We start from the raw sequence: 21,925 nt of genomic DNA, 5'->3' as shown, positions 1-21,925 counted from the left end.
CCCTGGATGCCCGCGGGCCCGCAGGTCACCCGGAGCGGGGCCGGGAGCGGGCCCGGCGCCGGTGCAGCGCCCGGCGCTCCAGCTCGGTGGTGCCGCCCCACACGCCGAGGGTCTGGCCCGTGTCCAGCGCCCAGTCCAGGCACTGCTCGCGGACCGGGCAGCGCCCGCACACCGCCTTCGCCCGCTCGGTCTGGACCTGCGCCGGGCCGGTCGTCCCGACCGGGAAGAACAGATCGGGATCCTCGTGACGGCACGCGGCATGGTCGCGCCAGTTGTCCATCGGAAGTCTCCTGGATCGGTGGAAGTCGTCCGTGCCTGTCGTAGGCGTTCTCGCGTCCGGGTGACCGGTCGGGAGGACGTGAAACGGCACAACCGCCGGGCGATCCCGGGAAGATGGCCTCGCGGTGGCCCGGACACCGGTCGCGCGACGACCGCGGCCGGCCAACCGGCAGGGCAGCGGGGGCGGATGGGGCCCCACGGACGCTACCGCCAGCCCCCGCCGGGCAGTTCGGACGGCTCCGGCGCCGCTCAGCGGCGCAGTGCCCGCGCCGCCGTGGCCGTCACCGCGTCGGCCAGGGCCGCCAGCGCGGGGGAGTGCAGTCTCCACTGCTGCCAGTAGAGGGCGACATCGGTGTGCTCGCCCGGGACCAGCACGGTCAGCCGCCCGCGCGCCAGCAGCGGCCCGGCCTGGACCTCCGGGACCATGCCCCAGCCCAGCCCCGCGACGACCGCGTCCAGGAACCCCTCCGAAGTCGGTACCTGGTGCCGGAACGGGCCGGCCGAGGCATGGCCGAGCCGGCGGGCGAAGTCGTCCTGGAAGTCGTCCTTGCGGTCGAAGACCACCACGGGCGCCCCGGCCAGCGCCTGTGCCGCCGGCCGGCCCGCCAGCCGGTCCGCGACGAACTCCGGCGCGGCCACCGGCAGATACCGCATCCGGCCCAGCGGGCGGACCGCGCAGCCGGGGACCGGGTCGGGCGAGGAGGTCACCGCCGCCATCACCAGGCCCTCGCGCAGCAGCGCCGCCGTGTGGTCCTCGTCCTCCCGGTGCAGCTCGAAGCAGAGGTCCGCGACCTGGGACAGGGCCGGCAGGAACCAGGTCGCCAGCGAGTCCGCGTTCACCGCGACCGACACCCGCGTGGCCTCCCCGGTGCCGTCCAGCCCCAGCTCGCCCCAGGCGTCCCGCTCCAGCCGGGCGAGCTGCCGGGCGAACCGCACCAGCACCGCGCCGGACTCCGTGGGCCGTACCGGTCTGGTGCGCTGGAGCAGCACCCGGCCGGTGCGCTGTTCCAGGGCCTTGACCCGCTGGCTGACCGCCGACGGTGTCACGTGCAGCGCGGCGGCGGCAGCGTCGAAGGTGCCCTCGTCCACCACGGCCAGCAGGGTCCGGACCTGTTCCACGGGAAGCTCTGTCATCACGCGTGCTAAGGGTACGTAAAAATCATTAGCTGTACTTGAGACCGCGGTGTCTCTAGCGTCGTCGGCATGAACCACGCCCTGACCGCCGCTGCCGCCGGATTCGGCACCGGACTCTCCCTGATCGTCGCCATCGGCGCCCAGAACGCCTTCGTCCTGCGGCAGGGGGTGCGCCGGCACGCCGTCCTCACCGTGGTCGGCATCTGCGCCCTGTCCGACGCGGTGCTCATCGCGCTCGGCGTCGGCGGGGTCGGCGCGGTGGTCGTGGCCTGGCCGGGCGCGCTCCGCGCGATCGGCGTCGTCGGCGGCCTCTTCCTGATGTGCTACGGCGTCCTGGCCGCCCGCCGGGTGCTCACGCCGGGCACGGGACTGCGCGCGGAGGGCGAGGCGGCCGGCTCCCGGCGCCGGGCCGTGCTCACCTGCCTGGCGATGACCTGGCTGAACCCGCACGTCTATCTGGACACCGTGTTCCTGCTCGGCTCGCTGGCCGCCGACCGGGGCCCGCTGCGCTGGACGTTCGGGCTCGGCGCCGCGCTCGCCAGCCTGTGCTGGTTCACCGCCCTCGGCTTCGGCGCCCGGCTGCTCGGCCGGTACCTGGCCCGGCCCGGCGCCTGGCGGGTGCTCGACGGGCTGGTCGCCGCCACCATGCTGGTGCTGGGCGTGAGCCTGGTCGCCGGGGCCTGACCGAAACCCGTTCGATGTTCCGCTGGTTGCCGCTGAGACAGTTAGCCTCACGAAGCGAAAAGATGTAACGAGCAACCAGGATACCCGTGGACACCAGCGAGAGCAGAAGTACCGAGAACGGCGAGAGCGGCGGCACCGAGACCACGACCGGCGCGCCGGCGGCCGGGGAACCGCCCCGGCGCGGCTGGCGCCGCTGGGCGATGGACACCCGCCCCCTGCGCATCCCCGCCTACCGGCGGCTGTGGTCGTCGACCATCGTCACCTCCGTCGGCAGCCAGCTGACCGCCGTCGCCGTACCCAAGCAGATCTACGACATCACCCACTCCTCGGCCTGGGTCGGCTACGCGAGCCTGGCCGGGCTGGTGCCCATGGTCGCCTTCGCGCTGTGGGGCGGGGCGGTCGCCGACGCCGTCGACCGGCGCAAGCTGATGCTGGTGACCAACAGCGGCATCGCGGTGACCTCGCTGCTGTTCTGGGCGCAGGCCGTCACCGGCCTGGACTCGGTCCCCGTGCTCATGGTGCTGCTCGCGCTGCAACAGGCGTTCTTCGGCCTCAACGCGCCCGCCCGCAGCGCCTCCATAGCCCGGCTGGTCCCGGCCGGGCAGCTGCCGGCCGCGAACGCGCTCGGCTCGACGGTGATGCAGACCGCGCTGGTGGCCGGCCCGCTGCTGGCCGGCGCGCTGATACCGCTCATCGGGCTGCCGGAGCTGTATCTGATCGACGCGCTCGCGCTGTGCGTGACCGTGTGGGCCGTCTTCCGGCTGCCCGCCCTGCCGCCGCTCGGCGGGAGCGGCACCCGCCGGGCCGGGCTGCGCGAGATCGCCGACGGGTTCCGGTACATCTCCCGGCACAAGGTGCTGCTGCTGTCCTTCCTCGCCGACATCGTCGCCATGGTGTTCGGCATGCCCCGCGCCCTGTTCCCGCAGCTGGCCGCCGAGACCTACGGTTCCTACGGCGAGGGCCTGGCGCTGGGCGTGCTGTTCGCCGGCATCCCGGTCGGCGCGGTGCTGGGCGGCCTGTTCTCCGGCGTGTTCTCGCGGGCCCGCCGGCACGGCTGGATGGTCACCGGGGCGGTCGTCGGCTGGGGCGTGGCCATCGTCGGGTTCGCGCTGAGCGGCAACCTGTGGATCGCGGTGGTCTTCCTCGCCGCGGCCGGCGTCGCCGACATGGTCTCGATGGTGTTCCGCGGCGCCATCCTGCTGTCGGCCGCGACGGACGAGATGCGCGGCCGGATGCAGGGGGTGTTCACCGTGGTCGTCGCGGGCGGGCCGCGACTGGCCGACGTGCTGCACGGCACCGCCGGAGCCGCCTTCGGCCCGCGGGCCGCCGTCGCGGGCGGCGGCGCCCTGGTCGTGGTGGCGATGCTGGCCCTGGCCGGCGCCGTCCCGGCACTGCGCCGCTACCGCGTCTGACGGCAGGGCCCGGCTAGAGGGGGCCGACCCGCCGGCGCATCGTGTACTGCTCCATGAGCTTCCCGCGGGTCGTCTCCAGCCGGTGGGCGAGGATCTCGGCCACCGTGCGCACCACCGACAGCCCGAGCAGCGGGTCCTCCACGCACAGCGCGAGTACCGACGGCCCGTCGAACTCGTAGGCGCGTACGTCGGTGAAGGCCACCGCGCCGAAGTCCCACTCGTACGGGGGGAAGAGCCAGGACCAGCCGAGCAGGTCGCCCGCGCCGAGCGTGGCCACGGTCACCCGCTGCCGGGGAGTCACCTGGGTGTCCAGGTGGACCGCGCCCGAGCGGATCACCCAGAACCGGTCGGCCGTGCCGCCCGCCTCGAAGATGCGGCTGTCCTCCGGGAAGGAGACCTCCTCGGCCACCTCCATCAGGCGCTCGCGCTGCGCCTGGGGGAGGGCGGTGAGCAGTTTGATCGCTTTGGTCATGGCGCGGGGCTCCTCGCCGGCGGCGGTTGCGGTGCGGGTGCTGTGCTGGGACGAACGGCGTCTCAAGCCCATTTCAGCCGCTGCCGCCGCCCCGGGCACCTCGAGACGGGGCGCCCGTCGGCCGCCGGCCGCTTCCGGGCAGGGAAAAGCCCTGGCTGGACGGGGGAAACCAGCCAGGGCCGTATGTGGTGACGCGAGGCGGGGCGCGGCGTGGTCCCGCGCGGCTCCCGCACCACGTATGGATGAACAATAAACCATTTACGGGCCTCCCCGTAGCCCATATCGGGTCAGGTGACCTGTTTCACTCCGTCCGTCCGTACGGGGTCCCCGCCCGGGCGGACGATCTCCTCCAGCACCCGCAGCACCGCTTCGAAGGCCCGCGCCCGGTCGGCCGCCTCCGCGGCGCCCTCCGGATCCGTCACCGCCAGGCTCCCGGCCCGCTCCCGCCATGCCCGCTCCTGCGCCGCCGCGTGCTCCCGGCCGCGCCGGATGCGGCGCAACAACTCGTCCGCGTCCACGACATCCGTCATGTCCGGCGGGTACCCGCGAGTTCCCGGGTGATGACACCCGCACCGAGCGTGCCCGGACCGGACCCCGCCCCGGCCCGCGTTCCGCTTGCGCCGAACCGGTCGGCGAAGTTCCGTTCGCGAGGGTGTTTGCCCGCTGGGCGAGGGGGCAGGCGGAGTCTCGTGCTTCGGACCGGAGGCGCGCGCCCAGCGGGGAGAAGACCCGCTGCCTGGGCCCCTTCCGCCGGGCCCGGCGGCGAACCCGCGGCGAAACCCTGACACCACCGTTCGGGCCAGAACCCGGAACCCCTGTTTCCGGAGGTGCCCTGCAACACGTTCAGGAGCGATTCCGCATGCTGACCGACATGTCGACAAGCCGTCCCGGCACGACCGCCCCCGCCACCGGCGGGACGCCCGCCCGCCGCAACCACGACGACGCCCCCGACACCGCGGCGCTGTTCGCCCGGCTGGCTGAGCTGGAGGACGGCCCCGAGCGGGACGCCGTACGCGATGAACTCGTCACCGCCTGGCTGCCCATGGCCCACCGGATCGCCGGGCGGTTCCGCGACCGCGGCGAGTCCGTGGAGGACCTGCGTCAGGTGGCCGCGCTGGGACTGGTGAAGGCCATCGACCGGTTCGACCCGTCCCGCGGCGCCTTCGAGAGCTACGCCGTGCCGACGATCACCGGGGAGGTCAAGCGGCACTTCCGCGACCGGATGTGGGCCCTGCGGGTGCCCCGCCGGGTCCAGGAGCTGCGCAACCGGGTCCGGGTCGCCCGGCGGGAACTCACCCAGAACCCCGGCAGCCCCGAGCCCACCGTCGCCGACATCGCCGCCCACACCGGGCTCACCGAGGAGGAGGTCGGCGCCGGCATGGAGGCGCTGGAGAGCTTCAGCACCCTCTCCCTCGACGCCGAGCTGTCCGCCGGCGACGACGGCTACAGCCTCGCCGACACCCTGGGCGAGACGGACACCTCCTACGACGTCGTCGTGGACCGGGAGGCCGCCAAGGAAGGACTGCGCCGGCTGCCCGAGCGCGAGCGGGCCATCCTCTACATGCGCTTCTTCGAGGACATGACGCAGAGCCGCATCGCCGACCGGCTCGGCATATCGCAGATGCACGTCTCCCGGCTGATCAGCCGCAGCTGCGCCCGCATCCGCGAGGAGGCGCTCGGCACCCACCGGCCCGGTCCGGCCGGGCGGCGGTAGCCGCTCAGCCGGCCGGACCGCCGGTCACACCGAGCGGACGCGCCAGACCGGAGACCGCCTCGTCCAGCCGCTGCAGATGGCGCAGGACCCGGTCGGTCACCCGGCCGTAGCGCGGGGTGCGCAGGGTTCCCGGCTCCAGCATCGACGCGATGCTGGAGCCGCTCTCCATCTCCACGGCGGCCCGCGGGTCCGCCACATGCGCCGCGATCGCCTCGATGTTGTGCACGATCCGTCCACACGCCCCGCGCAGCCGCGGATCGGCCGCGATCGAGGGGTGCGTCGGCAGCAGCTCCGCCGTCGCCGCCAGGGACCGCCCGTGGTACGCGCAGGTCTCCAGCAGCGCCACCACGTACCGCACCGAGTCCCGGCGCGAGCGCAGCGGCGTGATCGGATGGGTCAGCGGCTGGGTGGCCGCCCGCAGGTCCGCCAGCGCCTGGTCCAGCTCCCGCGCCCGCTCCACCAGATCGCCGCCCGTCCCGCCGCTCAGCTGGTCGACGGCGCCGCGCGTGACATCGGCGAGCCGGTCCAGGACCGCCACCAGCAGCTCGTTGGTACGGCGGTCGGTGTGCACCGGCAGCACCACCGCCGCGGCGAACACCCCGCAGGCAGCGCCGAGCGCCGTCTCCTCGATCCGCAGCACCAGCACTTCCGCGCTGTAGGTGTTCAGCAGGGTGTACAGCAGCCCCAGCATCGCGGTGACGAAGAACGACATCAGGGTGTACGACAGCGGCGCGCTGTAGAACATCGCGAAGATGAACACCAGCACCAGGCCGAACGCCAGCCAGGTGTGGTGCCCGACCAGCCCGGCCAGCCCGATGCCCGCCACCACGCCGAGTACCGTGCCCAGCAGCCGCCGGTAGCCCTTCACCAGGATCTCGCCGGTGGAGGCAGTGTTCAGGAACACGATCCAGCAGGTCAGCACCGCCCAGTACCAGCGCTGACTGGACAGCAGCTCACCGCCGGCGATGGCCAGCGAGGACCCCACGGCCACCTGGAGGGCGGCCCGGGTGGTGGGCCGCGCGAGCCCGGTCGGCTCGGCCTGCGGGGTCCGTTCCTCGCTGATCTCGATCGCGGCGTCCTCCGCGTCCAGCTCCTCGCGCGAACGGGTGGTCGCCGGGGTGTCGGCGGACTCGTCGTCCTGCGGGCCGTCCAGGGCCAGCCGCAGACCGAGCGAGGCGCGGGCCGCCTCGCCGAGCCCCCGGAAGACGTCCTGCACGGCCGGGGACGCCTCGGGCAGGTTCTCCTCCTCGCGATAGCCCAGCAGCCGGTTGCGCACCTGGGCGAGCGCGGTCCCGGACGTCTCCTTGGCCGGCCGCAGCATCAGTACCCGCAGCGCCCGCAGATCCCGGCGCAGCGCGGCGGCCGCCCCGTCCCGCACCGGCGACTCGACCCCCGAGGGCACCGGAGCGCCCGGCAGGTGCAGGGTGAGGGTGTCGGTCCGCTCGGCGCTGCGCGCGGTGAGCAGCAGCAGCCCCAGCCGCTCGGCCGCGATCTCGGCGTCGGCGACCCGGCGCTGGAGCAGCCGGGCCACCGCCGGGTCCGAGGTGCCGTCCTCCAGCCGGCCCTGGATCATCAGCGCCGTCTCGTGCAGCCGGGCGGTGCGGGTGCGCAGCTCCTCCAGCACCTTCTCCACCTCCTCGGGCCCGGCGTCCGGCAGCTTCGCCTGGCTGGCGATCAGCTGGGCGAGCCGGGCGCGGAAGGCCCGCCGCAGCCGGTCCAGGGTGCCCGCCGGGGTCTGCGGCAGCAGCACGAACCGGGCGGTGGCGCTGCACGCGAACGCCACACCGATGACGCCGTACAACGCGGGCAGCACGGCCGGTGTGGCCTGCACGAACAGCGACAGGAAGTAGATCTGGAACCCGATCAGCCCGAGCGCGGTGCCGCGGTCGCCGAACCGCCGCCCGTAGACGGCGCTGAAGATCAGGGCGACGAAGAACAGGTCGCCGACGACGACGTGCTGGTTGAGCAGCGCGCCCAGCGACACCGAGGCCAGCGCCACCGGCAGACCCAGCGCGAGCGTGACCGCCTGCCGGGCGGGCTGCTTCTCCCGGATGGCGAAGGTGGCGACCATCGCGGCCATGGCCCCGGCCACCAGACGGGGCACCGGAACGCCGATGCCGGCCAGGACGGCGAGCGTGAGGGTGATGGCGGTGACCGTGCGCAGTCCCGCCGTCAGCCGGAGCAGCCCGGGGTCCGACGCCGCGAGCCGGTCCCACAGCCGTACCCGTCCCGACCGTCCCGCTGCCCTCACTTAGCCGCGCTCTCTCCCGTGCCAGCCATCGATTCCATGATCCAGCATCGCACGCGCGCCCGGGCTACCTGCCCTCGGCCAGGGTGGCGGTCACCAGGGCGTTCGCGTGCCCGTGGCCGAGCCCGTGCGCCGACTTCAGCCAGCCGACCAGCTCCATGTGCCGGGTCAGCGGCGAGGACCGGATCAGCTCCTGCCACTCGCCGACCGGGCGGCCGTACTTCTTCTCGATCGAGGGGAAGTAGCTCGCCGGGCCCTTGACGGTCTTCTCGGTCATGGTGGTGCGTCCCTCCGTGCGGTGTTCCGTGATCACCTGGTAGGACGGCCCGCCCGGCGCGGACTCATCGGCGGCCGGCGGTGAGCACGGTCACATCAGGACGGTCCGACGGCCGCGCCCTCCACCCGGGCCCGCACCTGTTCCGGTGTCAGATAGGCGTCGGTGAACTCGAAGTCCTTCAGCCGGGCGGGCTTGCGGGCCTGGAAGCCGGTGCGCACGAAATCGTCGCCCGCGACGGCGTTCAGCAGCCAGTTGGTCATCACCCGGGTCTTGGCGACGTTGGTGCGCAGCGCCGACCAGTGGTAGCCGCGGGCCACCGCCTGGGCGGGCACCCCGCGCAGCTCCACACCGAGCGGCTTGGACACCGCGTCCTTGCCGCCGAGGTCGACGACCAGGCCCAGGTCCTTGTGCTCGTAGGGCCGCATCGGCTGTCCGCGCAGCGTCGCGATGACGTTGTCGGCGACCACCTTGCCCTGCCGCATGGCGTGCTGGGCGGTGGGCGGGCACACCGCGCCCTCCTCGCCCTTGGCCAGGTCGGGCACGGCCGCGGAGTCGCCGAGCGCGAACACCCCGTCGTGGCCCGGCAGGCACATCTCCGCGGTCACCGCCAGCCGCCCCTTGACCGTCTCCGCGCCGAGCGTGGCGATCAGCGGGCTGGCGACCACCCCGGCCGTCCAGATCAGGGTGCGCGTCGGCACCACCCGGCCGTCGGTGAAGGTGACCTCCTCGGCGCCGGCCTTGTCGATCGACACCCCCAGCGAGACCTCGATGCCGCGCCGCCCGAGGATCTCCTGCGCGCTGCGGCCCAGCTTCTCGCCCAGCTCCGGCATCAGCTTGGGCGCGATGTCGATCAGGTGCCAGCGGATCAGGCCCGGGTCCAGGCGCGGGTAGCGCTGCACGGCGGCGTGGGTGAGGCGCTGCAGGCAGGCCGCGGTCTCCGTGCCCGCGTAGCCGCCGCCGACCACCACGAACTGCAGCCGCGCGGCCCGTTCGGCCGGGTCGTCGCTGGCGTCCGCGAGATCCAGCTGGGAGATGACGTGGTCGCGGATGTAGGCGGCCTCGGCGAGCGTCTTCATCCCGAAGGCGTGCTCGGTCAGGCCCGGGATGTCGAAGGTGCGGGTCACACTGCCCGGGGCCAGCACGATGTAGTCGTAGGGCTCGTTGACGATCTTGTCGGTGATGGTGCGGACGACGCACACCTTGGACCTCAGGTCCACCCCGATCGCACCGCCCGGGATGATCCGGGTGCGGTACTTCTTGCTGCGGCGCAGCGACAGGGCGATCGACTGCGGCGTGAGCACGCCGGAGGCGACCTGGGGCAGCAGAGGCAGGTACAGCTGATAGGAGAACGGCGTCACCAGCGTGACGTCGGCCTCGTCGGGGGCGAGTTTCCGCTCCAGGCGGCGGACGCACTCGACTCCGGCGAAGCCTGCGCCCACCACCAGGATCCTGGGTCGTGTCACGGTGTTCATCCCTTTCTGCGGCTCCGGGCGGTCCGGCTCGACACTGTTCGCGTGCCCTGGACCGCCGTGCGCCAACTCCGATCCCACCGCGCCCGCGGCCACCTTGCCAGCCGGGCGCGGCAGGCAGACGAACGCGTGGGGGGCGGCCTCGCCCCCGCTGCCCGGTGGAGTAACCGGTGCGCGCCCGCCTACACGTCCTGTGGCCGCCCGCCCTCCCCGGCGTCACCAGGGCAGGAACGCGTGGATGTCCTTGCCCTTGTCGTGCACGACGACGCTGACCTGGCTGCACAGCGTGTGCACCAGGTGCCAGCCGATCCCGCCGCCACCGGTGCGTGGATGGAAGGGCCGCGGCTCCGGGCGGGCCGGGTTGGTGTCCCGCATCATCACGTGCACCCCGTCGAACGTGCGGCGCATCCGCAGGTCGAACGGGCCCGGCGCGTACTGGATGGCGTTGGCGGCCAGTTCGGTCACCACCAGCAGGATGTCGTCCCAGTACTCCTGCGCGCCCGGCGGCGCCTGACGGGAGAGGGCACGCAGGAAGTCCTCCGCGGCGAGCCGCGCCCCCGTGACGTTGCGCAGCTCACCCGGGAAGGAGAACGTACGCTCGTACCTTTCCTCCGAAGGTGGTGTGTCGTCCCAACGCGGCTCCGTCGCCATCTCGCTTCCCCGGCCCCGACCGGCCCCGCCGGTCCGGGCGGTCGTCGTCGACTGATCTCTTCGCTGCGCTGCGGGTTCCCCCTGCCGCGCGGACTATCCGTCTGCCCTCCCCGCCCCACGGTTCCCCCGGCGGCGCCACCTCCTCAGCGGAACACGTCGTCCGGCTCGTCCCACTCGGCCGGCTCCCGCACCACCGGCCGCGGCCGGGACCGCGCCGCGTACATCGTCTCGATCTCGGCGGCGTAGTGCCGTACCACGGCGTCCCGGCGCGGCTTCAGGGACGGTGTGAGCAACCCGCCGACCGCCGCGAACGGTTCCGGAAGGACACGGTAGACCCTGATGGACTCCGCGCGGGACACCGCGCTGTTGGCGGCGGCCACCGCCCGCGCGATCTCCTCCCGCACCGCGTTCTCCTCCCGCGCCTTCCGGGCCCGCGCGTCCCCGGGCAGCGCGAGCGCGGTCCGCCAGTGCGCGGCGAAGTCCGGGTCCAGGGTGATCAGGGCGCCGACGCAGGGCCGGCCGTCGCCGATCACCACCGCCTCGTGCACGAGCGGATGGGCGCGCAGCCGCTCCTCCAGCAGGGCCGGCGACACGGTCTTGCCCCCGCTGGTGACGATGACGTCCTTCTTGCGCCCGGTGATCGTCAGATAGCCGTCGGCGTCCAGCCGGCCGAGGTCCCCGGTGGCCAGCCAGCCGTCGCTGAGCGCCGCCCGGGTCGCCCGCTCGTCGCCTGCGTAGCCCTGGAACACCGAGGGCCCGCGGACCAGGATCTCCCCGTCGTCGGCGATCCGGATCCCGGTGCCCGGCAGCGCGGTCCCCACCGTCCCGGACTTCTCCCGGCCCAGCGGCTGCATGGTGATCGCGCCGGAGGTCTCGGTCAGTCCGTAGCCGTCGTGCACGAACACGCCGATGCCCGCGTAGAACAGGCCCAGTTCGCGGCCGAGCGGGGAACCGCCGGAGGCGCCGCGCACCACCCGGCCGCCGAGCGCCGCCCGCACTCCCCGGTACACCGTCCGCTCGTACAGGGCGTGTCGCAGCCTCAGCTCCAGCCCCGGACCCGGCCCGGCACCGAGCCGCCGGCGCTCCTCGGCCGCGGCGAACTCCCGCGCCGTGCGCGCGGCCCGCTCGAACAGCGCGCCCTGGCCCGCCTGCCGGGCGGTGCGCAGGAAGGACTTGTACAGCCGCTCGAACACCGACGGCACGCCGTACAGGTACGTCGGCCGGAACGTGCGCAGCGCCGACGCCGGCACTGCCCCGGACACCTCCGGCTCGTGCGCCAGCAGCACCCCGCCGCGCACACACGTCAGCATGATCATCAGGCCGTACACATGGGAGAACGGCAGGAAGGCCAGCACGGACGGCCGCTGCCCCGGGGCCGCGGCGGTGTGCGCCCAGCCGGCCAGCAGGGTGTCACACGGGTAGGCCAGGCCGCGGTGGCTGAGCGCGCAGCCCATCGGCCGGCCCGAGGTGCCGGAGGTGTGGACGACGGCCGCCGTGGCGTCCGGCGGCACGAGCCGGCGCAGCGACTCCACGGTGGTGTACGGCACCGCAGCCCCGCCCGCGACCAGATCGGCGAGGGCGCCCGCGTCCAGCTGCCAGACGTGCCGCAGCCGGGGCAGCCGGGCGCACACCGTGCCGACGGTCATGACGCCCTGCTCGTCCTCCACGATCACGGCGACGCAGTGCGTCTCCCGCAGCATCCACTCGACCTGGTCGCGCGCGGAGGCCGGGTGGACGGGCACCAGCTCGGCGCCGACGGCCCACAGCGCGTGGGCGAGCACCGTCCACTCGTGCCGGGTCCGGGCCATCAACGCCACCCGGTCGCCGGGGGAGATCCCGGCGGCGACCAGGCCCCTGGCCACGGCCACCACCTCGTCGCGCAGCTCGGCCGCCGTCACCGTGCGCCAGCCGCCGCCGGTCTCCGCGCGGTGCGCCAGCACCGGCAGCGCGGGATCGCGTTCCGCCGCGGCGAAGACGCTGTCGGCGAGGCCGCCGGTGAGCGGCGGGGCGGCGGGGGCGACGTTCCGCATGCGCTGCTCCCGGGGTACGGAGGGTCACTCCGCCGACCGGCTCGGTGTCGGCGGTGCTCGAATGTAGCTCAGGGAACAGCGTTCGGTGACCGGGATCGGAGAAGTCGTGATCGGCTGATGATGTGGGCGGGTTGGGGGGACTCGGGGGACATGAGTCATGTGAACCCCGATCCGGAGCCCGAGCGCAGCACCGGGCTGGAACCCGGCGGCTCGGTCCCGCCCGGCGAGACCCCGCCCGCCGAGAGCAGCCTGCCCGAGGCCGGGCCCCGGGAGACGCACAACACGTCGAAGGGCTGGGCGAAGGCGCCGCTGACCGTGATCCTGGTCCTGGTGATCCTGATCGCGGCGTTCTTCCTGGCCTACGCGCTGGCCCTGATCCTGTGACCGCCGCCGGGCGGGACGCTCAGCCCTGGGTGCGCCGGACGCACTCGGTGACGACGTCCCGCAGGCTGCCGGTGCGCTCCAGCAGCAGGCGCTGTTCCCGCGCGCCGTTGCCGCGGCGCAGCAGTTCCGCCACGCCCCGCTCGGCGCGGTCGGCGTCTCCGCCTGCGGTGAGCGCCTCCCCGGTGTGCTCCAGCAGGGATTCCAGCACCCCCGCGGCGGGCCGGGGCCGCAGCGTGACCGGGTCCAGCAGGTCCTCCTCCAGACCGAACCGGGCGGCCTGCCAGTCGGCCAGCCGGATCAGGCTCACCCCCGGGTCGGGTACCGGCCGGCCGTCCCGCCACTCGGCCGCGGCCGTCTCCACCAGGGCGCGGACCAGCGTCGCGAGCAGGACGGCGGTCTCCGCGCACAGGCACACGTCCGCCACCCGGACCTCCACCGTCGGGTAGCGGGCGGACAGCCGCGCGTCGAAGTAGACCATGCCCTCGTCCAGCACCACCCCCGTGTCCACCATCTCGGTCACCCGCCGGTGGTAGCGCTCGGGCGTCCCGAACGGCTCGGTCGGCCCGGCCGACGGCCAGCGGTTCCACACCCGGCTGCGATAGCTGGCGTAGTCGGTGTTGCGGCCCTGCCAGAACGGGGAGTTGGCGCTCATCGCCCGCAGCACGGGCAGCCACGGGCGGAGCCGGTCCAGGACGGCGACGCCCTCCTCGTCCGATGCCACGGAAACGTGCACATGACATCCGCAGACGAGCTGGTCCCAGGTCGGTATCCCGAACCGCTCGGCCAGCCACTGGTAGCGCGCGTTCACACTGAGCGAGGGGCTGACCGGCAGCGGCGAGGTGGCCAGCGCGGCGACCCCGCAGCCGATCTCCCCGGCGTGCCGGGCCGCCTCCTTGCGGCAGCGGACGATCTCGTCCCCGAGCAAGGCCATGTCCGACTGCGGATGCGTGGCGAACTCCAGCATCTGCCCGAACAGTTCCTTCTCGAAGACCTGCTGCCCGGGATCGTCCTGGGCGGCGCGGGCGAGGACGGCAGCCGCCAGCGCCCTCGGGTCGCCGCTGTCCGGATCGACCAGGAGGAGTTCCTCCTCCACTCCTACGGTGCGCACGTGGTGCCGCCCTTCCATGTCGTGCCGCGAGGGGCAGTCGGGTTCTGTACGACCCCGAATGCCCCTCGGACGGCCACCGACACCTGTGGCGGCTCAGCCCTCCGGCACCAGCCACACCGTGGCCAGCGGAGGCAGCGTCAGGGTGAGGAACCCGTCCTCCGCCCTGACCGGCCCCCCGGCGCCGACACCGCCGCCGCCGTAGCGCACCTCGTCGGTGTTCAGCTCCTCCCGCCAGACCGCGCCACCGTCGGGCACCCACAGGCGGTAGCCGTGCCGGACGACCGGGGAGAAGTTCGACACCGCCAGCAGCGCGCCGCCGTCCGCGGCGAACCGCAGGAACGCCAGCACGTTGTCGTCCGCCGCGTCGCACAGCACCCACCGGAAGCCGCCCGGGTCGGTGTCCCGCTGCCACAGCGCCGGCGTCGCCCGGTACACCCTGTTCAGGTCCCGGACCAGCGACTGCACACCCCGGTGGTCGCCCGCCGAGTGGTAGTCGTCACCGAGCAGCCACCACTCCGGCCCGTGCGCCTCCGACCACTCCGCCCCCTGCGCGAACTCCTGCCCCATGAACAACAGCTGTTTGCCGGGGTGGGCCCACATGAACCCCAGATAGGCACGGTGGTTGGCGCGCCGCTGCCACCAGTCGCCGGGCATCTTCGACACCAGCGCCCGCTTGCCGTGCACCACCTCGTCGTGCGAGATCGGCAGGACGTAGTTCTCGCTGTAGGCGTACACCATCGAGAACGTCATCTCGTGGTGGTGGTACTTGCGGTGCACCGGCTCCTTCTGGATGTACTCCAGCGAGTCGTGCATCCAGCCCATGTTCCACTTCAGCCCGAAGCCCAGCCCGCCGCCGTCGGTCGGCCGGGTCACCCCGTCCCAGGCCGTGGACTCCTCGGCGATGGTCACCACGCCCGGACAGCGCCGGTAGACGGTGGCGTTCATCTCCTGGAGGAAGGCCACCGCGTCCAGGTCCTCCCGGCCGCCGAACACGTTCGGCTCCCACTGTCCGGAGTCCCGTGAGTAGTCCAGGTAGAGCATGGAGGCGACGGCGTCCACCCGCAGCCCGTCGATGTGGAACTCCTCGCACCAGTAGACGGCGTTCGCCACCAGGAAGTTGCGCACCTCGGTGCGGCCGTAGTCGAACTCGTACGTCCCCCAGTCCGGGTGCTCGGCGCGCGAGGCGTTCCCCGGCTCGTACAGCGGGTCCCCGTCGAACCGGGCCAGCGCCCAGTCGTCCTTCGGGAAGTGCGCCGGCACCCAGTCCATGATCACCCCGAGCCCGGCCCGGTGACAGGCGTCCACGAAGTACCGGAAGTCGTCCGGCGAGCCCAGCCGGGGCGTCGGCGCGTAATAGGAGGTGACCTGGTAGCCCCACGAACCGCTGAACGGATGCCCGGCCACCGGCATCAGCTCGATGTGCGTGAAGCCCATCTCCCGCGCGTACGCGGGCAGTTCCTCCGCGAGCTGCCGGTAGGTCGCACCGGGCCGCCAGGACGGCAGATGCACCTCGTACACCGAGAACGGCGCCTGGTGCACGGGGGTGTCACCGCGGTGCGCCATCCACTCGGCGTCGCCCCAGGCGTAGTGCGAGGCCGTCACCACCGACGCGGTGTCCGGCGGTACCTCGGCGCACCGCGCCATCGGGTCGGCCTTCAGGAACCGGTGGCCGTACCGGGAGGTGATCTCGAACTTGTACCGGGTGCCCTCGCCGATCCCCGGCAGGAACAGCTCCCACACCCCGCACGCGCCGAGCGAGCGCATCGGGTACTGCGTGCCGTCCCAGTACGTGAAGTCCCCGGCGACCCGCACCCCCTGGGCGTTCGGTGCCCACACCGTGAACCGGGTGCCGGCCACGCCCTGGTGGACCATCGGCTCCGCCCCGAGCGCCCGCCACAGCTGCTCGTGCCGGCCCTCCCGGATCAGATGCAGGTCCAGCTCGCCCAGCGCGGGCAGGAAGCGGTAGGGGTCGTGCACCTCCCGCTCCCCGTCGTCGTACGCCACCAGCAGGGTGTACGACGGGATGTCCGGGCGGGGCAGCACGCCGGCGAACAGCCCGTCGCCCTCCGAACGCAGCTCGGTGCGCTCCCCGCCGGCCAGGACGCTCACCGCGCGGGCGTTCGGGCGCAGCGCCCGCACCAGCGTGCCGCCCGGCACCGGGTGGGCGCCCAGCAGGGCGTGCGGATCATGGTGCGCCCCGGCCAGCAGCCGGTCGCGGTCGGCCGGGTCCAGCGGGGCGGCCACGGGCGGCACGGGGCCCGCGGCCTCGGGGCGCGTGGTGTCGCGCAGCGCCATGCGTCAGCCTCCCCACACGGCGAGCCGCTTGATCGCCGCCATCGGTACCGGCAGCCAGTCCGGCCGGTGTCTCGCCTCGTACAGCACCTCGTACACCGCCCTGTCCGTCTCGTGCGCGCGCAGCAGCGCGTGCTTCTTGCGTGGATCCCAGCCCGCGCGGGCCGCGTAGCCCGCGCAGAACGCCTCCCGGCAGCGGCGCGCCCACTCGGGCCGCCAGGGGCGGCGCTGCCGGGCCGCGTAGTCGAAGGAGCGCAGCATCCCGGCGACGTCCCGCACCGGGGACTGCGGGGTGCGCCGCTCGGCGAGCGGCCGGGACGGCTCGCCCTCGAAGTCGATGACGAACCAGTCGCGGCCGGCCCGCAGCACCTGCCCCAGGTGCAGGTCGCCGTGGACCCGCTGGGCGGGCGGCCCGGTGTCGCAGGTGGCCAGTGCCGCGAACGCGGCCCGCAGACCGGGCACGAAGGGCAGCAGGCCGGGCACGGCGTGCGCGGCGGCGTCCAGCCGCGCGCGCATCGCCTCGGCCGTACGGCCGTTCTCGCCCGGCCCGGCCGGCGGGAAGGCCTCGGCCAGCGCCAGGTGCACCTCGGCCATGGCCCGGCCCAGCGCGCGGGCCTCGGCGGTGAAGTCGTCGCCCGCCGCGAGCGCGGCCAGCGCCAGCGACCAACCGTCGGTGGCGTCCGGCAGGAACGGCTGGAGCACCCCGAGGGTGGCCGGGCGGGGATCGGCCGTGGAGAACCAGGCCACCGGCGCCGGCACCCGGGAGCAGCCGAGGGCGGCCAGCGCCGCCGGCACCTCCAGGTCCGGGTTGACGCCCGGCTGGATCCGGCGGAACAGCTTCAGGATGTACGCGTCGCCGTACACGATCGAGGAGTTGGACTGCTCGGCGTCCAGCAGCCGCGGCGGCAGCCCGCCGGGCACCCGGGCGGCCGGGTCCGCCTCGAACCGCAGCGGGCCCGCCGCGCCGGGGTGCCGCAGCCGCTCCAGCAGCAGGTGGGCCGAGCGCGGGTCGTGCAGCGCGTCGTACACCGCGAGGCCGGCCAGCGGTCCGTCCACGGCCCGCCCGATGAACGCCCGCTCCAGCCGCGGCACGAGGTGCGGGCGCACCCCCAGCAGCAGCTGGTAGCAGTCCCCGGGCGGGGGCGTGCCGCCGGGCGTGGGCACCGGCACGTGGGAGGCGTGCACCAGCAGGTGCAGACAGCCTGGGAACAGCTCGGTCACGGACAGCACCGACAGCTCGGTGACGGGCCGGTCCTTGCCCGCGAACCAGCGTTGCCTCGGCAGCCAGTCGCGCAGCAGCCCGCCGAGCGAGTCCAGCGGCCCGTCGAGCCCGGTCGCGGTGCGCGGCCGGGGAGTGATGGTCTTCGGCATGGTGACGCGTCCTTTCCTCGGCGCCGGACGGGTCAGCGGCGGCGGCCGATGCGGGATGCGACTCGGGTGAGCCGGAACCAGTAGAAACCGTGGCCCTGCAAGGTGAGCAGGTAGGGCAGTTCGCCGATGGCGGGGAAGCGCACTCCGCCGATCAGTTCGACGGGGTGCCGTCCGTCGTAGGCCCGCAGGTCGAGTTCGGTGGGCTGGGCGAAGCGGGAGAAGTTGTTCACGCACAGCACCAGGTCGTCGCCGTGTTCGCGCAGGAACGCCAGCACCGCCGGGTTGGACGACGTCAGTTCCGTGAACGACCCCAGTCCGAAGGCGGGGTTCTGCTTGCGGATCTCGATCATCCGGCGGGTCCAGTGCAGCAGCGACGACGGGGAGGACATGGACGCTTCGACGTTGGTGACCTGGTAGCCGTGGACCGGGTCCATGATCGTGGGCAGGAACAGGCGTCCCGGGTCGCACGTCGAGAAGCCGGCGTTGCGGTCGGGGGTCCACTGCATGGGGGTGCGGACGGCGTCGCGGTCGCCGAGCCAGATGTTGTCGCCCATGCCGATCTCGTCGCCGTAGTAGAGGATCGGCGAGCCGGGCAGGGACAGCAGCAGGGCGGTGAACAGCTCGATCTGGTTGCGGTCGTTGTCGAGCAGGGGGGCGAGGCGGCGGCGGATGCCGATGTTGGCGCGCATGCGGGGGTCCTTGGCGTACTCGGCCCACATGTAGTCGCGTTCCTCGTCGGTGACCATTTCGAGGGTCAGCTCGTCGTGGTTGCGCAGGAAGATGCCCCACTGGCAGTTCGAGGGGATCGCGGGGGTCTTGGCGAGGATCTCGGAGACCGGGTAGCGGGACTCGCGGCGCACGGCCATGAAGATGCGCGGCATGACGGGGAAGTGGAACGCCATGTGGCACTCGTCGCCGCCGGCGGAGTAGTCGCCGAAGTAGTCGACCACGTCCTCGGGCCACTGGTTGGCCTCCGCCAGCAGCACGGTGTCCGGGTAGAGCGCGTCGATCTCGCGGCGCACCCGTTTCAGGAACCGGTGGGTGGCGGGCAGGTTCTCGCAGTTGGTGCCCTCTTCCGCGTACAGGTAGGGCACCGCGTCCAGGCGGTAGCCGTCGATGCCGAGGTCCAGCCAGAATCTGAGGGCGGCCAGGATTTCCTCCTGGACGGCCGGGTTCTCGTAGTTGAGGTCGGGCTGGTGCGAGAAGAAGCGGTGGAAGTAGTACTGGCCGCGCACCGGGTCGAAGGTCCAGTTGGAGACCTCGGTGTCGACGAAGATGATCCGGGCGTCCTGGTACTGCTTGTCGTCGTCGGCCCACATGTAGTAGTCGCCGTAGGGGCCGTCGGGGTTCGTGCGGGACTCCTGGAACCACGGGTGCTGGTCGCTGGTGTGGTTCATGACGAAGTCGATGATCACCCGCATGCCGCGCTGGTGGGCGGCGTCCACGAACTCCACGAAGTCGGCGAGGTCACCGAACTCCGGCAGCACGGCGGTGTAGTCGGAGACGTCGTAACCCCCGTCCCTGAGCGGGGACTTGAAGAAGGGCGGCAGCCACAGGCAGTCCACGCCGAGCCACTGGAGATAGTCCAGCTTGGCGGTCAGGCCCTTCAGGTCGCCGACGCCGTCGCCGTTGCTGTCCTGGAAGGAGCGGACCAGGACCTCGTAGAAGACGGCGCGTTTGAACCACTCCGGGTCCCGGTCCTTGGCCGGAGTGTCCTCGAAGGTGTCCGGTACGGGCTCGTTGACGGTCATGACGCTGCGGGCCCTCCGATCCGGGGCGTCGAGCGCCCGACGTGGAGCACGTGCGCGGGCGCCCGGCCGGGCGTGAGCCGCACGTAGTTGGTGCCGCCCCAGTGGTAGGTCTCACCGGTGAGTTCGTCATGCACCGGCACGGACTGGTGCCGGTCCAGGCCGAGTCGCGGCATGTCCAACGAGACCGTGGCCTCCTGGGTGTGGTGCGGGTCGAGGTTGACGACCACGACCACCGTGTCCGTCCCCGTGCGTTTGCTGTAGGCGAGCACGGCGTCGTTGTCGGTGTGGTGGAAGTGGAGGTTGCGCAGCCGCTGGAGTGCCACATGGCGGCGGCGGATGGTGTTCAGGCGGGTGATGAGCGGGGCGATGCTCCGGCCCTCGCGCTCGGCGGCCTCCCAGCCGCGGGGCCTGAGCTGGTACTTCTCCGAGTCCAGGTATTCCTCCCCGCCCTCCTTCAGCGGGGTGTTCTCGCACAGTTCGTAGCCGGAGTAGATGCCCCAGGCGGGGGAGAGGGTGGCGGCCAGCACGGCACGCACCTCGAACGCGGGGCGCCCGCCGTGCTGGAGGTAGGCGTGCAGGATGTCGGGGGTGTTGGCGAAGAAGTTCGGCCGCATGTAGGCCGCCGCCTCCCCCGTCAGCTCCGTCAGGTACTCCGTCAGCTCCTGCTTGGTGGTGCGCCAGGTGAAGTAGGTGTAGGACTGCTGGAAGCCGGTCTGGGCCAGGGTGTGCATCATCGCCGGGCGGGTGAACGCCTCCGCCAGGAAGATCACGTCCGGGTCGCCGCGGTTGATGCCGGCGATGACCCGTTCCCAGAAGACCACGGGTTTGGTGTGCGGGTTGTCCACGCGGAAGATGCGCACGCCGTGGGCCATCCAGTGCCGCAGGATGCGCAGGGTCTCGGCGACCAGGCCGTCCATGTCGGCGTCGAAGGCGATCGGGTAGATGTCCTGGTACTTCTTCGGCGGGTTCTCGGCGTAGGCGATCGAGCCGTCCGGGCGGTGGTGGAACCACTCGGGGTGCTTCTCCACCCAGGGGTGGTCCGGGGAGCACTGGAGCGCGAAGTCGAGTGCGACCTCCAGGCCGTGCCGGCGGGCCTCGGCGACGAAGAAGTCGAAGTCCTCCAGGGTGCCCAGGTCCGGGTGGACGGCGTCGTGGCCGCCTTCGGGGGAGCCGATCGCCCAGGGCACGCCGACGTCGTCGGGGCCGGCGGTCAGGGAGTTGTTGGGGCCCTTGCGGTGGGTGGTGCCGATGGGGTGGATCGGGGGCAGGTAGACGACGTCGAAGCCCATGTCCGCGATCGCCTTCAGCCGGCGGGCGGCGGTGCGGAACGTGCCGTGGGGGTGTTCGGCGGTGCCCTCGGAGCGGGGGAAGAACTCGTACCACGAGCCGTACAGGGCGCGTTCGCGCTCCACCAGCAACGGCATCGGGTCCGAGGCGGTCACCAGCTCCCGCAGCGGATACCGGGCGATTACGTCCTCCACCTCGGGGGACAGCGCCGCCTTCAGCCGGTGGTGGACCGACAGGGTGTCGTCGCCGAGGGCGCGCGCCGCGGCCAGCACCAGGTCCCGCCCGGGGCCCCTGGGCACCCCGGCGGCGGCCCGCTCGTACAGCTCCGCGCCCTCCTCCAGCACCAGACCGGTGTCGATCCCGGCCGGCACCTTCACCGACGCGGTGTGCCGCCAGGTCGCCAGCGGATGGCTCCACGCCTCCACACGGAAGGTCCAGCGTCCCGTCACGTCCGGGGTGACCTCCGCTCCCCAGCGGTCGCTGCCCGGCGACAGCTCCCGCATCGGGGTCCAGGGGCCGCGCCGGCCCGCCGGATCGCGCAGGACCACGTTCGCTCCTACGGCGTCATGCCCTTCGCGGAACACGGTCGCCGTGACCTCGAACGTCTCCCCGGCCACCGCTTTCGCCGGGCGCCTGCCGCACTCCACGGCCGGCCGGACGTCACGTACCGGTACACGGCCGATGGCCGGGGTCCTGCGCATGTATCTCACCTCCGCCGTGCGCGGAGCCGGGCGCCCGGCCCGGCTCCGCGATCCGATCAGTCGGGCCGGTGACTCGCCGGACCCGCGGGGAACGCCTTGCACGGTGCCAGGTCAGGGGCTTGGCGCCGTGGACCGCCGCTCCGACGGCGGCCCTCTTCGCGCCGTCCGGCGCGGCTGCGGCCGCCCGTCCTGCTCCCGCAGGTAGGCGACCAGGTTCGTGCGGAGATAGCGCTCGGCGGCGTCCACGGCCTCGCGGGCGCAGCGCTTGCCCATCAGCACGCACAGGGTGTACCCGGAGTCCTCGAAGGTGGCCCGGACCGTGCGGTCGTGCGGCGCGGCGAGCATCACGCGCTCCCACGCCCGGTAACGCCGCAACTGCCGGGCCACTTCGGCCTTGGCGGGTAGCAGCATGGCCCTCTTCACCTTCCACGCTCTCGACTGGGCGCGTTCCCGACGGTCGGGTGGTGTCCGCGCAGGGGAGGGCACGGCACCGTTACGGCGATCGAGGCTTTCACTCATGGTGCACGCGCGAGGACGCAGCGTCCTGTTGGATCTTCGACGCGTGGGGCCGTCGGTGGCTCGTGTTGCACGAATGGCGTAGTGCCCGCACCGTGGAAGTGACTCTGAAGCGATCAACGCTCACGCTGGGTGTCCGGAAATC

General features: G+C 73.0%; 19 protein-coding genes. 4 read left to right on the top strand and 15 right to left on the bottom strand.

The window, feature by feature from the left end; translation table 11 throughout:
- Positions 1 to 25: 25 nt before the first annotated feature.
- A complete protein-coding gene (locus Srubr_RS00900; RefSeq protein ID WP_189999849.1) occupies positions 26 to 280 on the bottom strand; it encodes a WhiB family transcriptional regulator in 255 nt (84 codons plus the stop codon).
- Positions 281 to 528: 248 nt separating this feature from the next.
- Positions 529 to 1,416 carry a LysR family transcriptional regulator ArgP gene (locus Srubr_RS00895; RefSeq protein ID WP_189999848.1) on the bottom strand — a complete coding sequence of 296 codons (888 nt, stop codon included), beginning with the start codon at positions 1,414 to 1,416 and terminating at the stop codon, positions 529 to 531.
- A 66-nt stretch (positions 1,417 to 1,482) separates the two neighbouring features.
- On the opposite strand from Srubr_RS00895, the gene Srubr_RS00890 reads away from it, so the two are divergent.
- Both Srubr_RS00890 and Srubr_RS00885 read left to right on the top strand, forming a co-directional pair.
- Entirely contained in the window at positions 1,483 to 2,097 is a 615-nt protein-coding gene (locus Srubr_RS00890) for a LysE/ArgO family amino acid transporter (RefSeq protein ID WP_189999847.1), read from the top strand.
- An 86-nt stretch (positions 2,098 to 2,183) separates the two neighbouring features.
- Positions 2,184 to 3,509, top strand: a complete 1,326-nt coding sequence (locus Srubr_RS00885) for an MFS transporter (protein ID WP_189999846.1) — start codon at positions 2,184 to 2,186, stop codon at positions 3,507 to 3,509.
- Between the two features lie 13 nt (positions 3,510 to 3,522).
- Here the strand turns inward: Srubr_RS00885 and Srubr_RS00880 are convergent, their stop codons facing one another.
- Complete coding sequence (locus Srubr_RS00880; RefSeq protein ID WP_189999845.1) at positions 3,523 to 3,981, bottom strand: cyclic nucleotide-binding domain-containing protein; 459 nt, start codon at positions 3,979 to 3,981, stop codon at positions 3,523 to 3,525.
- Positions 3,982 to 4,268: 287 nt separating this feature from the next.
- Positions 4,269 to 4,511 (bottom strand): hypothetical protein, encoded by a 243-nt coding sequence (locus tag Srubr_RS00875; RefSeq protein ID WP_189999844.1) that lies wholly within the window; start codon positions 4,509 to 4,511, stop codon positions 4,269 to 4,271.
- Positions 4,512 to 4,840: 329 nt separating this feature from the next.
- Between Srubr_RS00875 and Srubr_RS00870 the strand changes: the two genes are divergently transcribed.
- On the top strand, positions 4,841 to 5,695 hold the full coding sequence (locus tag Srubr_RS00870; RefSeq protein WP_189999843.1) for an RNA polymerase sigma factor SigF: 855 nt from the start codon (positions 4,841 to 4,843) through the stop codon (positions 5,693 to 5,695).
- A gap of 4 nt (positions 5,696 to 5,699) precedes the next feature.
- Here Srubr_RS00870 and Srubr_RS00865 read toward each other — a convergent pair whose 3' ends face one another.
- The 5 genes from Srubr_RS00865 to Srubr_RS00845 all read right to left on the bottom strand — a co-directional run bounded on the left by Srubr_RS00865 (position 5,700) and on the right by Srubr_RS00845 (position 12,370).
- The gene (locus tag Srubr_RS00865; protein WP_229927016.1) at positions 5,700 to 7,946 is read right to left on the bottom strand and encodes an FUSC family protein; all 2,247 of its coding nucleotides are present in this window, start codon (positions 7,944 to 7,946) and stop codon (positions 5,700 to 5,702) included.
- 64 nt (positions 7,947 to 8,010) lie between these two features.
- Positions 8,011 to 8,220: a DUF4287 domain-containing protein gene (locus Srubr_RS00860; protein ID WP_189999842.1), complete on the bottom strand. Its 210-nt coding sequence runs from the start codon at positions 8,218 to 8,220 to the stop codon at positions 8,011 to 8,013.
- Between the two features lie 95 nt (positions 8,221 to 8,315).
- Complete coding sequence (locus tag Srubr_RS00855) at positions 8,316 to 9,692, bottom strand: NAD(P)/FAD-dependent oxidoreductase (protein WP_189999841.1); 1,377 nt, start codon at positions 9,690 to 9,692, stop codon at positions 8,316 to 8,318.
- Positions 9,693 to 9,905: 213 nt separating this feature from the next.
- A complete protein-coding gene (locus Srubr_RS00850; protein ID WP_189999840.1) occupies positions 9,906 to 10,340 on the bottom strand; it encodes an ATP-binding protein in 435 nt (144 codons plus the stop codon).
- Positions 10,341 to 10,483: 143 nt separating this feature from the next.
- Positions 10,484 to 12,370: an AMP-dependent synthetase/ligase gene (locus tag Srubr_RS00845; RefSeq protein ID WP_189999839.1), complete on the bottom strand. Its 1,887-nt coding sequence runs from the start codon at positions 12,368 to 12,370 to the stop codon at positions 10,484 to 10,486.
- A 150-nt stretch (positions 12,371 to 12,520) separates the two neighbouring features.
- Here Srubr_RS00845 and Srubr_RS00840 point away from each other — a divergent pair, with 150 nt between their 5' ends.
- The gene (locus Srubr_RS00840) at positions 12,521 to 12,754 is read left to right on the top strand and encodes a DUF6480 family protein (protein ID WP_189999838.1); all 234 of its coding nucleotides are present in this window, start codon (positions 12,521 to 12,523) and stop codon (positions 12,752 to 12,754) included.
- 19 nt (positions 12,755 to 12,773) lie between these two features.
- Here the strand turns inward: Srubr_RS00840 and Srubr_RS00835 are convergent, their stop codons facing one another.
- The 6 genes from Srubr_RS00835 to Srubr_RS00810 all read right to left on the bottom strand — a co-directional run bounded on the left by Srubr_RS00835 (position 12,774) and on the right by Srubr_RS00810 (position 21,675).
- Entirely contained in the window at positions 12,774 to 13,862 is a 1,089-nt protein-coding gene (locus Srubr_RS00835) for a glutamate--cysteine ligase 2 (RefSeq protein WP_189999837.1), read from the bottom strand.
- Positions 13,863 to 13,955: 93 nt separating this feature from the next.
- On the bottom strand, positions 13,956 to 16,157 hold the full coding sequence (glgB, locus tag Srubr_RS00830) for a 1,4-alpha-glucan branching enzyme (RefSeq protein ID WP_189999836.1): 2,202 nt from the start codon (positions 16,155 to 16,157) through the stop codon (positions 13,956 to 13,958).
- Between the two features lie 3 nt (positions 16,158 to 16,160).
- Complete coding sequence (locus Srubr_RS00825; RefSeq protein ID WP_189999835.1) at positions 16,161 to 17,525, bottom strand: maltokinase N-terminal cap-like domain-containing protein; 1,365 nt, start codon at positions 17,523 to 17,525, stop codon at positions 16,161 to 16,163.
- A 32-nt stretch (positions 17,526 to 17,557) separates the two neighbouring features.
- The gene (treS, locus tag Srubr_RS00820) at positions 17,558 to 19,276 is read right to left on the bottom strand and encodes a maltose alpha-D-glucosyltransferase (protein ID WP_203854902.1); all 1,719 of its coding nucleotides are present in this window, start codon (positions 19,274 to 19,276) and stop codon (positions 17,558 to 17,560) included.
- Positions 19,273 to 21,264 (bottom strand): alpha-1,4-glucan--maltose-1-phosphate maltosyltransferase, encoded by a 1,992-nt coding sequence (locus Srubr_RS00815; RefSeq protein WP_203854901.1) that lies wholly within the window; start codon positions 21,262 to 21,264, stop codon positions 19,273 to 19,275. Before Srubr_RS00815 ends, treS begins: the two co-directional genes overlap by 4 nt.
- Positions 21,265 to 21,375: 111 nt before the next feature.
- Positions 21,376 to 21,675, bottom strand: a complete 300-nt coding sequence (locus Srubr_RS00810) for a DUF5133 domain-containing protein (RefSeq protein WP_189991810.1) — start codon at positions 21,673 to 21,675, stop codon at positions 21,376 to 21,378.
- Between the last annotated feature and the right edge of the window lie 250 nt (positions 21,676 to 21,925).

Origin of the sequence: Streptomyces rubradiris, from assembly GCF_016860525.1 — a bacterium.
GTDB lineage: Bacteria > Actinomycetota > Actinomycetes > Streptomycetales > Streptomycetaceae > Streptomyces > Streptomyces rubradiris.
This window is presented reverse-complemented; position numbering and strand designations above follow the sequence as displayed.

What these genes read in the sequence shown, in the direction of transcription:
- Srubr_RS00900 (WP_189999849.1), bottom strand. Translation starts at nt 280, where the DNA reads ATGGACAACTGGCGCGACCATGCCGCGTGCCGTCACGAGGATCCCGAT.
- Srubr_RS00890 (WP_189999847.1), top strand. Translation starts at nt 1,483, where the DNA reads ATGAACCACGCCCTGACCGCCGCTGCCGCCGGATTCGGCACCGGACTC.
- Srubr_RS00880 (WP_189999845.1), bottom strand. Translation starts at nt 3,981, where the DNA reads ATGACCAAAGCGATCAAACTGCTCACCGCCCTCCCCCAGGCGCAGCGC.
- Srubr_RS00875 (WP_189999844.1), bottom strand. Translation starts at nt 4,511, where the DNA reads ATGACGGATGTCGTGGACGCGGACGAGTTGTTGCGCCGCATCCGGCGC.
- Srubr_RS00870 (WP_189999843.1), top strand. Translation starts at nt 4,841, where the DNA reads ATGCTGACCGACATGTCGACAAGCCGTCCCGGCACGACCGCCCCCGCC.
- Srubr_RS00860 (WP_189999842.1), bottom strand. Translation starts at nt 8,220, where the DNA reads ATGACCGAGAAGACCGTCAAGGGCCCGGCGAGCTACTTCCCCTCGATC.
- Srubr_RS00855 (WP_189999841.1), bottom strand. Translation starts at nt 9,692, where the DNA reads ATGAACACCGTGACACGACCCAGGATCCTGGTGGTGGGCGCAGGCTTC.
- Srubr_RS00850 (WP_189999840.1), bottom strand. Translation starts at nt 10,340, where the DNA reads ATGGCGACGGAGCCGCGTTGGGACGACACACCACCTTCGGAGGAAAGG.
- Srubr_RS00845 (WP_189999839.1), bottom strand. Translation starts at nt 12,370, where the DNA reads ATGCGGAACGTCGCCCCCGCCGCCCCGCCGCTCACCGGCGGCCTCGCC.
- Srubr_RS00840 (WP_189999838.1), top strand. Translation starts at nt 12,521, where the DNA reads ATGAGTCATGTGAACCCCGATCCGGAGCCCGAGCGCAGCACCGGGCTG.
- glgB (WP_189999836.1), bottom strand. Translation starts at nt 16,157, where the DNA reads ATGGCGCTGCGCGACACCACGCGCCCCGAGGCCGCGGGCCCCGTGCCG.
- Srubr_RS00825 (WP_189999835.1), bottom strand. Translation starts at nt 17,525, where the DNA reads ATGCCGAAGACCATCACTCCCCGGCCGCGCACCGCGACCGGGCTCGAC.
- treS (WP_203854902.1), bottom strand. Translation starts at nt 19,276, where the DNA reads ATGACCGTCAACGAGCCCGTACCGGACACCTTCGAGGACACTCCGGCC.
- Srubr_RS00815 (WP_203854901.1), bottom strand. Translation starts at nt 21,264, where the DNA reads ATGCGCAGGACCCCGGCCATCGGCCGTGTACCGGTACGTGACGTCCGG.
- Srubr_RS00810 (WP_189991810.1), bottom strand. Translation starts at nt 21,675, where the DNA reads ATGCTGCTACCCGCCAAGGCCGAAGTGGCCCGGCAGTTGCGGCGTTAC.